Raw genomic sequence first — 15,218 nt, forward strand, 5'->3', positions numbered from 1 at the left:
CCTCAGTTTGGGGACTCGGCGGGGATTCGCTAGAGTCCTCCCTGTGACGCCGGGGAATCCGGCGAGATCATGCGGACGTGGCTCAGTGGTAGAGCATCACCTTGCCAAGGTGAGGGTCGCGGGTTCAAATCCCGTCGTCCGCTCGGAGAGGTCGTTGCCGGCCTCGCCTGGTGGAGTGGCCGAGAGGCGAGGCAGCGGCCTGCAAAGCCGCGCACACGGGTTCAAATCCCGTCTCCACCTCGTTGTACGAGGGCGATTAGCTCAGTGGGAGAGCGCTACCTTGACACGGTAGAGGCCACTGGTTCAATCCCAGTATCGCCCACCATTGCCTGTAGCCAATACGGGCTTACCTGGTCAAACAGCCGTCAAAGTCCCAGTTCCGGGGCCTTGGCGGCTTTCTCGTGTCCGTTGATCCGGCTTGTTCCCATCTCGGTGCCGACCCGTGACCGGAAGTGGCGAGCGCCGTACCGATCCTGGCCGGCGTCACACCGGGCCATGGTCGCCAGATCCCGTTGAGAGCCCAGAGCCTGGGTCAGACGCCGCCCGGGAGGCGCCCATCCACGTCAGCACTGTCAGAAGAGGGTCAGCGGCTCGGTCGGCAGCGGCTCGGGCAGCGGCTCGATCTCGGGCAGAACGGCCCGCACGTCGTCATGGAAACGACGGGCGAGCGTCAGCGCGTCGGCGTTGTCGGGGGTGTGGATGAACACGGTGGGCGAGCGGCCTTCGCGCAGCCATTCGGTGACCGTGCCGACCCAGTGCCGCCAGCCCTCGATCGTGCGCGCCGTGTCGTCCCGGCCGAGGTAGCGGACGATCGGGCGGTCGGTGAGGGCGAGCGAGCGGCGGGGCACGCGTGGTTTCTTCATCCACGCGTCACGTTCGGCGTCGCTGGTCGGAGGGCTCTGGAAGAAGGCGGTGGTGTCGAAGGGGATCCATTCGGCGTCGACGCCGGCGAGGACCCTCTCAAGGAGCCGTTCGGACCGCTCGTTCTCGAAGAACGCGGGGTGGCGGACTTCGACGGCGCAGCCGTACGAGCGGGGGAGGCGGCGAAGAAAGCCCGCCAGCGTGCCGAGGTCGGCCGGCGCGAACGACGCGGGCAGTTGCACCCAGAGGGCGTGGGCTCGCGGCCCGAGTGGCTCGATCGCGTCGAGGAACGATCGGAGCTCCTCGTCGATGCCGGAGAGTCGTCGCTCATGCGTGATCGACTTGGGCAGCTTGACCACGAAACGGAAGTCGGGGCCGGTCTGCCGCGCCCACGACTCCACTGTGCTCCGCGCCGGCGTCGCATAGAACGTCGTGTTCCCCTCGACCGCGTTGCACCAGGTCGCGTAGGCGCCGAGGCGCTCTCCCGGAGGGAGCGGATGGGGCAGCAGACGTCCTCTCCATGGCCCGTGAGTCCACATCGCGCATCCCACATGAAGCCGCATGACCTTGACGCTATCGAAGGCCGGCACCCGATCCGCAAGCCGTTACACGGACGAAGGCTCGCCCCTGGCCCCCCGGACGACACGAAGCCGCCGGACTCGCCCGGGACACCCTCCGCATACGGGCGACCGTCACAACAAGTATCCGTGACGGGACGTTCTGCTGAGGTCAGCCGGTAATCCCGTTACACTACAGATCGAGTGCAAGCGAACACTAAATGTGATGATAAAGGCATTTCGTACATACTGCGTATCGTGATCTTCGTGTCGTCCGGAACCTGCGTGACGTCAGGTCCGGCGGCAGGACTCAAGCTCCAGGGGTGAGGGCCAGAGCTAGGGCGATCCCGCAGTCGGCAGCCAATCTGTTCTGACGGCCCTGCAGGGAGAAAAGTTCATGGAATCGCTACATCGGGGAAAACTGGATCTCAGGACCCGGAGAGGAGGCGGGACGGTCACCGTCACCATCGTCGGTGAGCTGGACATCGCCACCGTGGCGAGCCTGCGGCAGTGCCTCTTCGACGTCCTGGGCGGAGAGACCGAGGTTCACGATGACGTCCCGGGCGGGGAGGCCGGGGTTCACGATGCTGTCCCGGGCGGGGAGGCCGGGGTTCCGGGTCGAGGACCCGCGCGTGATGAGGTCCTGGGCGGGGGGCCCGAGCGCGATGAGAGCGTCGAACGCGTCGTGGTCGAGTTGAGCGGGTTGTCGTTCATCGACGCGGCCGGGCTGGGCACCCTGGTCGCCGTGCACAACCGGGCCCGGCGACAGGCCATCCCGCTGTTACTGGCCGGGGTGTCGCCGAACACGAACCGGCTTCTGAAGATCACCGGACTGGACGCCTGTTTCACCAGGTGGGCCGACCGCGGGGACCCCTGACCTCGCACCGCCGGTCCGGAACCCGACCGCCGGCCTGCTCGCCTTGACCTGGCGGTCCCGGACGCCCTTGTACGGCTGAGCCGGCGGGATCCCGGTCGCCTGACCGCCGGATCACCGTGCGACCCGATCCCGGCACCGACGGCCGGGTCGGTCGGGGCGCCTGATCGAGGGGCTGACGAAGTCCCGGCAACCGAGATGGATGTCCCGAATCTGGTGAAGTGCGAGTAACCTGGCGGGCGCTTCGCCGAGGACGGCGGTGGCCTGTCCCTCACGGAGGTCGGCAATGCCGGAACTGGTGCTCGGCCCGCTGTTGCGGTACGTCGATGAGACGTCCGCGACGGTGTGGGTGCAGACCGATGCGCCATGCACGGCGGAGTTGCGCTGCGAGGACGGGCGTGCGGTGCGCGCGAAGACCTTCACCGTGCACGGCCACCACTACGCGCTGCTGGTCGTGGAGGGACTGGCCCCCGGGCACGGGTATGAGTACACCGTCGAGCTGGACGACCGGCAGGTGTGGCCGCTGCCCGGCGGCGACTTCCCGCCCAGCCGGATCCGGACCATCGATCCGGCGGCGCGGCTGCGACTGCTGTTCGGCTCCTGCCGTACCAGCGTGCCGCATGACACGCCGCACATGCTCTCCCACGGGGTGGACATCCTGCGCTCCTACGCGCACCGGATGGCGCGGATCCCCGAGGAGGATTGGCCCTCCGTGCTGCTGATGCTCGGCGACCAGGTGTACGCGGACAAGACTCCGCCCGAGATGCGGGAGTTCATCGCCGCGCGGCGTGACATCTTTGAGGCGCCGAGCCTGGAGATCTCCGACTACGCGGAGTACGCCGAGTTGTACCGCCAGGCGTGGAGTGAGCCGGCGTTACGATGGCTGCTGGCCAGCACCCCGTCCGCGATGATCTTCGATGATCACGACCTGCGCGACGACTGGAACACCTCGGACGCCTGGCAGCGGAAGATGCGGGCGCTGCCCTGGTGGCGGCGCCGGGTGACCGCCGGACTCGCCTCCTACTGGATCTACCAGCATCTGGGCAACCTCTCCCCCGAGGATCTCGCGGCCGACCCGATGTGGAGCAAGCTCGCCGGCGGCGACGGTGACGGCGCCGCCGATCTGGACGAGTTCGCGTGGCAGGCCGACGAGGATCCCGAGCGGTACCGGTGGAGCTATGCCCGCGCCTACGGCGGGGTCCGGCTGGTGATGCTCGACTCGCGTTGCGCGCGGGTGCTCACCCCGGGGCAGCGGGCCATGGTCGACGCCAGCGAGTGGCGGTGGTTCGAGGAGACGGCCACCGCCGGCGGCGACACCGACCATCTGATCATCGGCAGCTCGTTGCCGGTGCTGCTCCCCACCGGGCTGCACGAGCTGGAGAGCTGGAACGAGGCGGTCTGCGCGGGCGCGTGGGGAGGTCGCGCCGCCAAACTGGCCGAACGCGTCCGCCAGGCCATCGACCTCGAACACTGGGCGGCGTTCCGCACCTCCTTCGACGCCTTGGCGCGTCTGGTCACCGGCGTCGCCCACGGCCGCCACGGGAACCCACCGGCCACCGTGTTGTTCCTGTCCGGTGACGTGCACTTCTCCTATCTGGCCAAGGTCCGCCTCAAACACGCCGCCTCCCAGGTGTACCAGGTGGTCTGTTCCCCGATCCGCAACCCGCTGGCCCGGACCGTGCGGCTGCTCAACGGCGTGGCGGCGTTCGGCGTGGCCGGCCTGATCGGCCGTACGCTGGCCCGGGCGGCCGGGGTGCCGAGAGCGCCGTTCACCTGGAAGCTCAAGGGCGGTCCCTTCTTCCACAACGCCCTGGCCACCCTCGACTGCACCGGCCGGCAGGTCACCCTCCGCTACAACACCGCGCGCATGACGAAGGGCGACCCCCCGGAGCTCGACGCCCTGTCCGAACAACAGCTGTCCTGACCTGGCCCCGTACGGCACAGCCGGACGAGCCCCGCCGGCGACGGCAGTCCCCGGCGTACTGGAGGCCGACACCGCCGGGAAGCCGCGCCTGCCGCGGAAAGCGCCTGCCACCCGAGCCGGTTGACCCCAACGGCTGCGCGCAAGGTCGCTAGCGGGGGGCGGCCCGGCGGGCGGGGTCGTCTTCGAGGGACCGGCGGTCCCAGTTCGCGAGGTCGGCCGCGGCGTCGTACGTGCTGTGCAGGAAGTCGAGCAGCGCCCGCTCCGGAGCGGGCGAGGTGCGCACGGCCTCGTAGGGGAGCAGGAACTGGCCGTTCGCACGACTGTAGAAGGCGGCCTCCGGCTTGACCGGATGGTCGGCGTACCCGACGGGCTCGGGGTAGGCGTAGGAGTAGAAGGCGCCCTCCTCGCCGCCGCCGGGCCAGAAGCCGCAGCTGCTCAGCTCGTGGGAGTAGCCCTCGACCATCACCCAGTCGCCGCAGTTGGGGGCGCCGCCGGGGTGCCGGGGGGCGGTCCGGCCGGAGAAGCGGGTGCAGGCCAGGTCGAGCGCGCCCCAGAACAGGTGGACGGGGCTGACCTTGCCGATGAAGCCGGAGCGGAACTCGGTCATCACCCGGTGCGCCTGGATGAGCTGACCCCAGAAGAGCCGGGCATGTTCGGGCTGGTAGGCGGCGTGCTGACGGTCCTCCGGGAACGGGATCGCCGTCTCGACCTCCGTCGGCCTGGGCATGATCGACACCTTCAGGTCCAGCTCGTCGAGCATCGTCATCGTCTTGGCGTAGAAGTCGGCCACCGCCATCGGTTCCAGGGCGAACTCACCTGCTCCCCCGTCGCTGGCCTCGACACGCAGCCGGTGGTCGAGGAAGTCGAACTCGATGGCGAACAGCCGCCTGCCGTACGGGATCGCCGAGGTCGTCAGCCCTCTCGGGGTGACGTAGAGCGGCACCTGCCACCAGTGGTTGACCATCGGCGCCATCGCCAGGCGGATCTTCCCGATCACCTGGGTCCACATGTGCAGCGTGTCGCGGGTCTCGATCCAGTCCGACACCCGCAGGCTCGGCCACCCCTCATTCCTCACAACGCATCCATGCCCGTCATTCCGCCCATGACACTCACCCGACCGGCGGGCGGGTTCAACCGGCGGGATGGATCGTCGTCACCGGCGCGCGTCGCCCGGCGTGCGAGGCCGAGGTGAGCAGCAGGCTCGCGCAGGCGATGGCCGCGATCAGCACGAACCAGCAGAGCATGCGCCCGGTCCGCAGGCCGTACCCGCTGAGGATCCAGTAGAGCGACAGCAGCCAGCGGCGGAAGGACCGGCTGTTGATCCGCCGCATCTCCATCGCGCCGAAGCGGAAGTCGGCGGCCGTGGCCCGGTCGTCCACCCCGGCCCGCAGCACGGAGTAGAGCGCGGCGAGCCGGTGCGCGACGGGCGGGTCGGCCTCGGGCGGGCTCCAGCCACGGAAGGCCCGCTCGTCCGCCAGGGTGTTCCTGCGGGTCCACCAGCGCAGCGGCGGCCAGCTCAGGGTGAGGTGCACGCCGCGCGGGGTGCCGCCGAACGTGCAGCCGGTCAGCCGGAGGTGTTCCGGCTGGTGGATTCCGGCGAAGTGGCAGGCGCTGAGGTCGACGTGGGCCAGTTCGAGCGACTCCGCGTCGAGCCCGCGTAACGAGGTCACCCGGGCGCCCTCCCGCCCGGTCACCGTCGCGCGGCCGTGCAGGCACGCGCCCGCGAGGTCGGTCTCGGCGGCGTCGATGCGGACCTCGACGGTGCTCAGCGCGCGCAGCCCGCGCAGGTCGACGTGGCATTCCCGGGTGGTCAGGCCGAGCCTGCCGCCGACCTGGGCCCCGGTCAGGGCCAGCCGGCGGCCGACCGAGACGGGGGTCAGGTGGACCCCCGTGGAGAACCGCGCGGCCTCGAACCCGGCGAGGCCGCCGAACGCCGCGCCGCGGAAGGACACCGTCCGGCCGAACCGGCACCCCCTGAAGGCGGCGGTCCCGCCGAACCTGGCGCCGTCGAAGGTGGCGAACCCCCGGAGGTCGGCGGACTCGAAGGACACCGTCCGCTCGAAGCGGGCCGAGCTGAACAGGGCGTCGCTCCCGACGACGGCCCCGTCGAAGGCCAGGTGCCCTCGTACGGCGACGCCGTGCAGCGACGCCCGTCCGGCGAACACCGCGTGCCGGAAGGAGACGTTGCCCTCGAACCTGGCCTCGGAGAAGGACGCGAGCGCCGTGAACCGGCACTGGTCGAAGGACACGTCCCCGGTGAAGGTGACGCCGCAGAACCTGACGTCGCCGGTGAAGACCGCTCGTTCGAACCTGGCCCGCCCGGCGACCTGCCCGACGGCGGAGAGCAGGCGCGTCAGCAGGACCTGGTCGACACGGGTGCCCCGCAGGTCGATCTCGGAGCCCGGGAGGAGGCGGCGGACGATCTCGTGCAACTCACTCTCGTCCAGGTGGGCCAGGCAGCGCCCGTACGGCTCGCAGGCCGAGCCGAGGCACTCCGGAGCGGCGGCGCAGGTGAACCATCCCACGTCCAGTGGTGTCATAACCCTAGTGATACCCACATAGCAGCCTTCTGTGGCGAAGAATGAAAACCTGCACAGCCTCCCTAGCGACTGATCGACCCCTAAATGGGATGATGTACGCATACGTCCCGATCGGGAGGAGAGGAACGTGGGGTTGCCCCCGGACGACGTCGTCGTCGCGGCACTACGCACCGGGGACGAAGCGATGTTCGTGACCCTGCTCGACACGTGGTCACGAGGGATGCTCCGGCTCGCGCGCTCCTATGTGTCGACCAACGACTCCGCCGAGGAGGTCGTGCAGGACACCTGGCTGGCGGTGATCGGCGCGATCGACGGCTTCGAGGGCAGGTCCTCGGTCAAGACCTGGGTCTATCGCATCCTGATCAACACGGCCAAGAAGCGGCAGCTGCGCGAGAGCCGTACCGTGCCGTGGAGCAGCGCGTTCGAGCGGGACGGCGAGCAGGGCCTCGACGGCTCGCGGTTCCACGACGCCGACAGCCCCTCCCCCGGGCAGTGGAAGCAGTTCCCGGCGGCCTGGCCCGCGCCGGAGGGCGAGATCCTCGCGTCGGAGGCGCGGATCCAGATCGCGGCGGCGCTGGCCGAGCTGCCGGTGCGCCAGCGAGCCGTCATCACCCTTCGCGACGTCGAGGGATGTACCTCCGAGGAGGTCTGCGAGATCCTGGACATCTCGCAGTCCAATCAGCGGGTCCTGCTGCACCGCGCTCGTACCGCGGTGCGGGGCCGGCTGGAGGATTACTTCGACACGGTGAGGCGATCGGCGTAGTGAAGCGGTTCACATTCGACACGATAAGGCGGTCCGCATCGTGAAGCGGTTCAGTTGTGAGGTGCTGGTCGACGTCGTCACCGCCTACCTGGACCACGAACTCGCCGAGCCCGACCGCGACCGGTTCGAGGACCACCTGAGGGCCTGCGAGGGCTGCGCCCGCTACGTCGGCCAGTTCCGCGCCACCGTCGGCGCCCTCGGCGAACTGCCGCCCCAGGAGACCCTCTCCGCGCCTACCCGTCACCGGCTGCTGGCCGCGTTCCGCGCCTCCCGTCGCACCCGATCCTGATTCCCCTGTAACGATCGGCCGCCTCGCGGGTCTGTAGACCTGTGGGCACCGACGAGGGGGGAAGACCATGGCGGGTCTGGCGACCGAGGGCACGCTGATCCAGGACACCTCCCACGTGGAGGAATTCGCCCGGCAGTGCTTCAGCGGCCCGGCGGGCGACCAGGTGGGGATCGAGCTGGAGTTCCTGGTCTACGACCGGACGACCGCCGCCCGTCACGTCCCCATCGCCAGGGTCGCCGACGCGCTGCCACCGCTGCCGGGCGGGAGCCGGGTGACCTTCGAGCCGGGCGGCCAGTTCGAGCTCTCCGGCCCGGCCGCGCCCCTGCCGGCCGCCGTCGCCGCCATCGCCGCCGACGTGGAGACGGTGCAGGCCGCCCTCCGCGAGGCGGGCCTGGTCCTGGCCGGCCTCGGCCTGGACCCGGTACGGCCCGCCGTCCGGCAGTTACGGCAGCCCAGGTACGACGCGATGGCGGCGTTCCTCGGCGTGCCGTACGGGCCGCTGATGATGTGCTCGACCGCCTCCATCCAGGTCAACCTGGACCTGGGCGCGCAACCGGAGGTGCGGTGGGAACGCGCGCACCTGCTCGGGCCCGTGCTGACGGCCGTCTTCGCCAACTCGCCGCTGAGCGAGGGCGCGGCCTGGGGCTGGATGTCGGGCCGCCAGGCGGTCTGGGAGCATCTCGACCCCTCCAGGACCGCGCCCGTGCCCGCGTCGGGCGATCCGGCGACCGCCTGGGCGAACTACCTGCTCGACGCCCGCGTCATGCTGCTGGGCGAGGACGAGGAGGGCCGCCGCCGCGCCGGCGACGGCTCGACCTTCCGCGAACTGCTGGCCGCCCCCGGCCCCCGGCCGACGACCACGGACCTCGCCTACCACGCCACCACCCTCTTCCCACCGGTACGGCCGCGCGGCTGGCTGGAGATCCGCTACCTCGACGCCCAGCGCGCGGCGAACTGGCCGGTGTGCGTGGCGGTCACCCACGCGCTGGTGACCGACGACCGCGCGGCGGACACGGCCACGGCCGCGGCCGAGCCGTACCGGGAGCTGTGGTCGCGGGCGGCCCGCTGCGGGCTGGCGGACCCGCTGCTGCGGCGCGCCGCGGACACCTGCCTCGGGGCGGCCCTCGACGCGCTCCCCCGGCTGGGCGCGGACCCCGCCCTGATCGGCGAGGTGGCCGCGTTCGCCGACCGGCACGTGACCCCGGGCAGATCCCCCGCCATGGACGTACTCGATCTGGCACGACGAGACCCGTCGGGCTGGCTGACGAAGGAAGGACGATTGTGAGCGACCTCAAGGAACGGATCGCCGCGGAGCTCCTCGCGGCACGCGACCGGTCGCTGGCCTACACCGACGCGGAGGACGACCTGCTGGTGCGCCAGCACTCCGCGCTGATGTCGCCGCTGGTCTGGGACCTGGCGCACGTCGGCAACTACGAGGAGCTGTGGGTGTTGCGGGAGGCGGGCGGCATCACGCCGCTGCGGCCCGAGATCGACCACCTCTACGACGCGTTCAAGTATCCCCGCAAGGACCGGCCCACGCTGCCGATCCTGGGGCCCGGGGAGGCGCGGAACTACATCTCGGGGGTGCGCGGGCGGGTGCTCGACGTGCTGGACGGGATCGACCTGGACGCCCCGGACCCGCTGCACCGGTCCGGGTTCGTCTTCGGCCTGGTGATCCAGCACGAGCACCAGCACGACGAGACCATGCTCGCCACCCTGCAACTGGCCAGGGAGCCGGGCCTGGTCCGCGACGGCGACCTCCCGCCCGGCCGGGCCGGCGGCGCCGCGGAGGTGCTCGTCCCGGCGGGCTCCTTCCAGATGGGCACCGACACCCTGCCGTGGGCGTACGACAACGAGCGGACCGCGCACCGGGTCGAGCTGCCCGCCTACTGGATCGACCGGTTGCCCGTCGGCAACCGCGCCTACGCGGACTTCGTCGACAGCGGCGGCTACGACGACCCGCGCTGGTGGACCCGGGAGGGCTGGCGGTGGCGGCAGGAGAGCAGCGCGTTCGCCCCCGAGTTCTGGACCAGGGACGGCGACACCTGGTGGCGTACCCGGTTCGGCAGGCAGGAGCCGGTTCCGATGGACGAACCGGTGCAGCACGTGTCCTGGTTCGAGGCCGACGCCTACGCCCGCTGGGCCGGCCGGCGGCTGCCGTCGGAGGCGGAGTGGGAGAAGGCCTGCGGCTGGGACCCCGAGGCCGGGCGGGCGCGCACCTACCCGTGGGGGGACGCCGCGCCCGGCCCGGACGTGGCCAACCTCGGCCACCGGGCCGCCCGGCCCGCGCCGCTCGGCGCCTACCCCGCCGGGGCCAGCGCCTACGGCGCGGAGCAGATGATCGGCGACGTGTGGGAGTGGACGGCCTCGTGCTTCCTGCCCTACCCCGGCTTCCGCAGCTTCCCCTACCGGGAGTACAGCGAGGTCTTCTTCGGCGCCGACTACCGGGTGCTGCGCGGCGGGTCCTGGGCGGCCGACCCGGCGGCGGTCCGCACGACGTTCCGCAACTGGGACTACCCGATGCGGCGGCAGATCTTCTCCGGCTTCCGCTGCGCCCGCTCCGCCTCACCTGAGCAGGCGTAGATGTGCCGTCACGCCGCCTGGCTCGGCGCGCCGCGCAGCCTGGCCACGCTGATCCACGAACCCGAGTACGGCCTGCTCCGGCAGTCGTACGAGCCGCGCAGGCAACGGCACGGCAGGGTCAACGCCGACGGCTTCGGCATGGGCTGGTACGACGACGCCACCGCGCCCGAGCCGGTCCGCTATCGCCGTGCGGTGCCGATCTGGACGGACGCCAACCTGCCCGCCCTGGCCCGGGCGGCGCGCTCGCACTGCCTGCTGGCCGCCGTGCGGACCGCGACGGTCGGCATGCCGATCGAGGAGACGGCCACCGCGCCGTTCAGCGAGGGAAGGTGGCTGCTCAGCCACAACGGGCGCGTCGCGCGGGAGGCGGTCAGGCCGCTGGCGGACGAGGCGGAGAGCACCTGCGACGCCGCGTGGGTCGCGGCCGGGGTGTTCCAGCGGCTCCGCGCCGGGCTGCCCCTCGGCGACGCCCTGGCCGAGGTCGTCACCCTCGCGGGGGCGAAGGACCCGGAGGCCCGGCTGAACCTGCTCGCCAGCGACGGCGTCTCGGTCGCCGCGACGACCTGGGGGGACACCCTCTTCTCCAGCGACGCCGACGACGGCGTGCTGGTCGCCAGCGAGCCGCTCGACGACCGGCCCGGCTGGCGGGCCGTACCTGATCGGAGCCTGTTCCTCGGCACGCCCGGCGGTGTCCACGTCCAGCCGTTGTGATCTTTCGGAACCCAGGAGGACCAGCCGTGCAGCTGACCAACCATCTTGACCACGACTATCTGCGCCAGGCGCTCGAACACGACGTCCGCACCGGGCTCGCGTCGACGCCCAAGTGGCTGCCGCCCAAGTGGTTCTACGACGCGGCCGGCAGCGACCTGTTCTCGCAGATCACCCGGCTGCCCGAGTACTACCCGACGCGCAGGGAGCTGGCCATCCTGCGGGAGCGGGCGGCGGACGTCGCGGCGCGTTGCGGCGCCGACAACCTGGTCGAGCTCGGCTCGGGGACCAGCGAGAAGACGGTCCTGCTGCTCGACGCGCTGGCCCCGCGGACCTACACGCCGGTGGACGTCGACGCGGTCACCCTCGGCGAGGCCGCCGAGCGGCTGACGGCCCGCTACCCCGGACTGGTCGTCGAGCCGGTCTGCGCCGACTTCGAGCAGCACCTCGCGCTGCTGCCGCGCACCGGCAGGCGGATGGTGGCCTTCCTCGGCGGCACCATCGGCAACCTCGCCCCCGCCGCCCGCGAGGTGTTCCTGAAGGAACTGCGCTCGACACTGCGTCCCGGCGAGACGCTGCTGCTCGGCGCGGACCTCGTCAAGGACACCGGACGATTGGTCGCGGCCTACGACGACGCGGCCGGGGTGACCGCCGCCTTCAACCGGAACGTGCTGCGCGTGATCGACCGCGAACTGGACGCCGACTTCGATCCCGACGCCTTCGACCACGTGGCGATCTACGACGAGCGCCACGACTGGATCGAGATGCGGCTGCGCGCGACGCGGGCCATGGACGTGCGGGTGCGCGCGCTGGGCCTCGCGGTGTCGTTCGCCGCGGGCGAGGAGATGCGCACCGAGATCAGCGCCAAGTTCACCCGCGAGGGGCTGACCGCCGAACTGGTGGCGGCGGGGTTCACGGTGGACCGCTGGTACACCGACCCGGCGGGCGACTTCAGCCTCGTCCTGGCCAGGGTGTGATCGCGGACCGGGACGCGATCGGGGGCCGGGGCTCGGCCTCCGACCGGGGGGTGGCCTCAGACCAGGGCTTTGACTCAGGCCAGGGCTTTGACTCGGACCGGCGCGCGTTCGAGGATCGGGGCGTGTCCATGGCCGTGGCGGCCGAGCCCTAGGCTCTGGGGAGAATTGTCCGATTGAGGAAGGGCTTCCGTTGAGCCGGAGCATGACGAACTGGGCCGGGAACATCACCTTCCAAGCTCGGGCGGTGCAGCGCCCCTCCTCTGTCGGGGAGTTGCAGGGCCTGGTCGCACGGGGGACCAAGGTGCGGGCGCTGGGCAGCGGGCACTCCTTCAACACCATCGCCGACTCGCCCGGTGAGCTGGTCTCGCTGGGCGGCCTGCCGCAGGAGGTGGAGCTCGACGCCGCCGCCGGACGGGTCAAAGTCACGGCGAGCGTGCGGTACGGCGAGCTGGGCAGGCGGCTGCACGAACAGGGGTACGCGCTGCGGAACCTGGCGTCTCTGCCGCACATCTCGGTCGCCGGGTCGATCGCCACGGCCACCCATGGTTCCGGCGACGCCAACGGCAACCTCGCCACGGCGGTCACCGGCCTGGAACTGGTCACCGCCGGGGGCGACCTCGTCCGGATCGACCAGGGCGAGGAGCTGCGCGGGGCGGTGGCGGGACTGGGCGCGCTCGGGATCGTGACAGGCGTGACGCTGGAGGTCGTGCCCACCTTCGAGATGCGGCAGAACGTCTACGAAGGGCTGCCGTTCGAGACGCTGTGCGAGCGGTTCGACGAGATCATGGCCGCCGCCTACAGCGTGAGCGTCTTCACCGGCTGGCGGGGGCCGCTGGTCGACCAGGTGTGGGTGAAGCGCGCGCCGGGCGAGGAGGAGCCGGACTGGTCCTGGGCCACCCCGGCCGAACGGCCCAGGCATCCCGTGCCCGGCATGCCCGCCGGTCCCTGCACCGAGCAGTTCGGCGTGCCCGGCCCGTGGTTCGAGCGGCTGCCGCACTTCCGGCCCGAGTTCACGCCGAGCAGCGGAGAGGAGCTCCAGTCGGAGTACCTCCTCCCCCGGAGGCACGCGGCCGGGGCCCTGCGGGCGCTGATGGGGATCAGCGAGCGGATCGCGCCGGTGCTGCAGGTCTCGGAGATCCGCACCGTCGCCGCCGACGAGCTGTGGCTGAGCCCCTGCTACCGCGAGGACGTGATGGCGGTCCACTTCACCTGGGTCAAGGACACTCCGGCGGTCTCCCGGGTGCTCGCGCTGATGGCGGAACGGCTCGCGCCGTACGAGGCCAGGCCGCACTGGGGGAAGCTGTTCGGCGACACGCCGGAGGCGCTGCGCGCCGGGTACGAGCGGCTGCCCGACTTCCGCGCCCTGGTGCGCCGCTACGACCCGGCGGGCAAGTTCACGAACGACTTCCTCGATCGGCACGTCCTCGGTTCCTGATGTCCTCGGCCCTCCCGCCGACCATGCCGGCCGCGCGGACGTGCACCGGGTCGCCGACCGAGACCAGCCGGTAGAGCCGCTCGGCGACGTGCATGGGCAGCCGGACGCACCCGTGCGAGGCCGGGGTCAGCGGGACCTTGGTGGAGCCGTGCATGGCGATGCCGCCGTTGAAGTACATCGAGTTGAACATGGATCCGAGCGGGCCGGTCGTCCACCCGGGCGCCCGGCTGGTGACCCGGAAGTCACCGGCCGGCGTGACGGCCGTGCCGCAGCGGCCCTGGGTGCAGTAGGCGATGCCGGCCCCGGTGGACACGTGCGTGACCAGCAAGGGCTGGGTGTCGCCCTTGTAGAGGGCGAGGAGCTGCTTGTCCAGGTCGATCTCGACGCGGGTGGCCCGGCCGCGCGGGACGAGGGCGCGCAGCGGCCGGGGACGGTCGAGCGCCTCCCAGACGACGGGACGGACGTCGTCGCGCACCCGAAGCCCCTGGGACTTCTGGAAGGCCCACAGGGCGACCCGCGTCTCCGGGTCGAACCGGCCGGTGGGTTTGCCCGGCTCGTAGCCGAGCCAGCGGAGCTGTCTCTGCAGGCGCTTGACCTCGGGGCCGCGGTCGCCGGGCCGCAGGACGTGGGTGCCGGCGTGCGCCGGGGCCGCCTGGACGGCGAGGACGACGGGAATCGCGCCGGACAGGGCGAGCACAAGGGCCGGAGCGATGAGCTGGTTGATCATAGTCGATTCGTTCCCCGTTCGCTTGAATCGCGGACCGGAATTCTTATCGACGAATCGCAAAGAATCACTGCAACAAGCACCTATATCCGGACAAATGCCCAATCAGCGCAATCATCTAATAAGTAGCTGAATAGCCTCCACTATGGCGAACAACCCCGACTCGACAGGCTTTCCATTTAGTGTGAGATCCATTGCCCTTCGCTAGCGTTAGCGCACGAATAACCGCTGATCAGCAGGGGTATCTCAAGCCTGCTTCGCCATTCACGAAGTACCAGTACAGTCCGGTCCCCCGGGACCGCGAATGACACGGGGATCAGATGACCTTTAAAACCAATGGAAAGCGCATCCTGGCTCTGGCCGTCAGCACAGCGGTGGCTGGAGTCGTCATGGCGGCGTCCCTCCAGGCACCTGCCAACGCCGGCGCTACGGGCGTCAACGTGCCGGTGACGACAGAACAGCGTATCGGACACGGCCCCGAGAAGCCGCTGCTCCAGGGATGGAGGGGCGGCTGCCGCAGGTGCGGGCGTGGCTGCGGACACCGTAGGCACTGCTTCCGCAAGCGGCACCACTGCAAGTGCCCGGCCGGCCCGAGGGGTCCGCAGGGCCCGCGGGGACTGACCGGCCGGACTGGCCCGGCTGGACCTCCCGGACCTCCCGGACCTCCCGCGACCAAGTGGCCGGACAAGCCCGACCACGAGTGGAAGGACCACAAGGACGGTTCCGACCACAATGACAAGAAGTGGTGGGAGGACGACGACGACTGGCCCTTCAGCGGCACCGGCGCCCAGGGCACGACAGCGCCGCTCGACGCCGAAGCCGACTCCGAGGAGTCCCAGTCCATGGAGTCCAAGCCGGTCTACAAGACACCGGCCACCCCGGCCTCCTGATCGGCTTGCGACAGCGGGTCTCGTGAGATGACGAAACGTGGCGGGGGCGGGGGGAGCGGCCCCGCCCCGGTGTTTAACGCCAGGCCGCGGTGG

The 15,218-nt window shown here is 70.9% G+C and carries 14 protein-coding genes and 3 tRNA genes; 13 read left to right on the forward strand and 4 right to left on the reverse strand.

Features of this window, described 5'->3' with window-relative positions:
• The first annotated feature begins 71 nt into the window (after positions 1-71).
• The 3 genes from MBA17_RS33385 (at position 72) to MBA17_RS33395 (ending at position 325) form a co-directional block, all read left to right on the forward strand.
• Positions 72-143 (forward strand) — tRNA-Gly (locus tag MBA17_RS33385).
• 26 nt (positions 144-169) lie between these two features.
• Positions 170-240, forward strand: a tRNA-Cys gene (locus MBA17_RS33390).
• 10 nt (positions 241-250) lie between these two features.
• Positions 251-325, forward strand: a tRNA-Val gene (locus tag MBA17_RS33395).
• 247 nt (positions 326-572) lie between these two features.
• Here MBA17_RS33395 and MBA17_RS33400 read toward each other — a convergent pair.
• A complete protein-coding gene (locus MBA17_RS33400) occupies positions 573-1,424 on the reverse strand; it encodes a DUF72 domain-containing protein (RefSeq protein WP_238501114.1) in 852 nt (283 codons plus the stop codon).
• Positions 1,425-1,815: 391 nt separating this feature from the next.
• Here MBA17_RS33400 and MBA17_RS33405 point away from each other — a divergent pair, with 391 nt between their 5' ends.
• Together MBA17_RS33405 and MBA17_RS33410 are read left to right on the forward strand one after the other, a co-directional pair.
• The gene (locus MBA17_RS33405) at positions 1,816-2,295 is read left to right on the forward strand and encodes an STAS domain-containing protein (protein WP_238501116.1); all 480 of its coding nucleotides are present in this window, start codon (positions 1,816-1,818) and stop codon (positions 2,293-2,295) included.
• Positions 2,296-2,578: 283 nt separating this feature from the next.
• Positions 2,579-4,216: an alkaline phosphatase D family protein gene (locus MBA17_RS33410; RefSeq protein WP_238501118.1), complete on the forward strand. Its 1,638-nt coding sequence runs from the start codon at positions 2,579-2,581 to the stop codon at positions 4,214-4,216.
• A 148-nt stretch (positions 4,217-4,364) separates the two neighbouring features.
• On the opposite strand, the gene MBA17_RS33415 is transcribed toward MBA17_RS33410, so the two are convergent.
• The gene (locus tag MBA17_RS33415) at positions 4,365-5,291 is read right to left on the reverse strand and encodes a DUF5996 family protein (protein WP_238501121.1); all 927 of its coding nucleotides are present in this window, start codon (positions 5,289-5,291) and stop codon (positions 4,365-4,367) included.
• A 55-nt stretch (positions 5,292-5,346) separates the two neighbouring features.
• Positions 5,347-6,756, reverse strand: a complete 1,410-nt coding sequence (locus tag MBA17_RS33420) for a pentapeptide repeat-containing protein (protein WP_238501123.1) — start codon at positions 6,754-6,756, stop codon at positions 5,347-5,349.
• Positions 6,757-6,883: 127 nt separating this feature from the next.
• Here MBA17_RS33420 and MBA17_RS33425 point away from each other — a divergent pair, with 127 nt between their 5' ends.
• The 7 genes from MBA17_RS33425 to MBA17_RS33455 all read left to right on the forward strand — a co-directional run bounded on the left by MBA17_RS33425 (position 6,884) and on the right by MBA17_RS33455 (position 13,511).
• Positions 6,884-7,519, forward strand: coding sequence for an RNA polymerase sigma factor (locus tag MBA17_RS33425; protein WP_238501125.1), 636 nt, complete (start codon positions 6,884-6,886; stop codon positions 7,517-7,519).
• A gap of 40 nt (positions 7,520-7,559) precedes the next feature.
• Positions 7,560-7,808: an anti-sigma factor family protein gene (locus MBA17_RS33430; protein ID WP_238501127.1), complete on the forward strand. Its 249-nt coding sequence runs from the start codon at positions 7,560-7,562 to the stop codon at positions 7,806-7,808.
• Positions 7,809-7,875: 67 nt separating this feature from the next.
• Positions 7,876-9,093, forward strand: a complete 1,218-nt coding sequence (egtA, locus tag MBA17_RS33435) for an ergothioneine biosynthesis glutamate--cysteine ligase EgtA (RefSeq protein WP_238501131.1) — start codon at positions 7,876-7,878, stop codon at positions 9,091-9,093.
• Positions 9,090-10,391, forward strand: a complete 1,302-nt coding sequence (egtB, locus tag MBA17_RS33440; RefSeq protein ID WP_238501139.1) for an ergothioneine biosynthesis protein EgtB — start codon at positions 9,090-9,092, stop codon at positions 10,389-10,391. The genes egtA and egtB overlap by 4 nt, the downstream gene beginning before the upstream one ends.
• Positions 10,392-11,102 carry an ergothioneine biosynthesis protein EgtC gene (gene egtC, locus MBA17_RS33445; RefSeq protein WP_238501143.1) on the forward strand — a complete coding sequence of 237 codons (711 nt, stop codon included), beginning with the start codon at positions 10,392-10,394 and terminating at the stop codon, positions 11,100-11,102.
• Positions 11,103-11,128: 26 nt separating this feature from the next.
• Complete coding sequence (gene egtD / locus MBA17_RS33450) at positions 11,129-12,076, forward strand: L-histidine N(alpha)-methyltransferase (RefSeq protein WP_455432905.1); 948 nt, start codon at positions 11,129-11,131, stop codon at positions 12,074-12,076.
• Positions 12,077-12,278: 202 nt separating this feature from the next.
• Positions 12,279-13,511 (forward strand): D-arabinono-1,4-lactone oxidase, encoded by a 1,233-nt coding sequence (locus MBA17_RS33455; protein ID WP_238501145.1) that lies wholly within the window; start codon positions 12,279-12,281, stop codon positions 13,509-13,511.
• Here the strand turns inward: MBA17_RS33455 and MBA17_RS33460 are convergent.
• Positions 13,471-14,238 (reverse strand): L,D-transpeptidase family protein, encoded by a 768-nt coding sequence (locus MBA17_RS33460; RefSeq protein ID WP_238501147.1) that lies wholly within the window; start codon positions 14,236-14,238, stop codon positions 13,471-13,473. The two genes, MBA17_RS33455 and MBA17_RS33460, sit on opposite strands and share 41 nt — an antisense overlap.
• Positions 14,239-14,624: 386 nt before the next feature.
• Here MBA17_RS33460 and MBA17_RS33465 point away from each other — a divergent pair, with 386 nt between their 5' ends.
• Positions 14,625-15,125, forward strand: coding sequence for a hypothetical protein (locus tag MBA17_RS33465; RefSeq protein WP_238501148.1), 501 nt, complete (start codon positions 14,625-14,627; stop codon positions 15,123-15,125).
• The last annotated feature ends 93 nt before the right edge of the window (positions 15,126-15,218 follow it).

This window comes from Dolomitihabitans soli (assembly GCF_022213955.1).
Classification (GTDB): Bacteria; Actinomycetota; Actinomycetes; order Streptosporangiales; family Streptosporangiaceae; genus Streptosporangium_A; species Streptosporangium_A soli.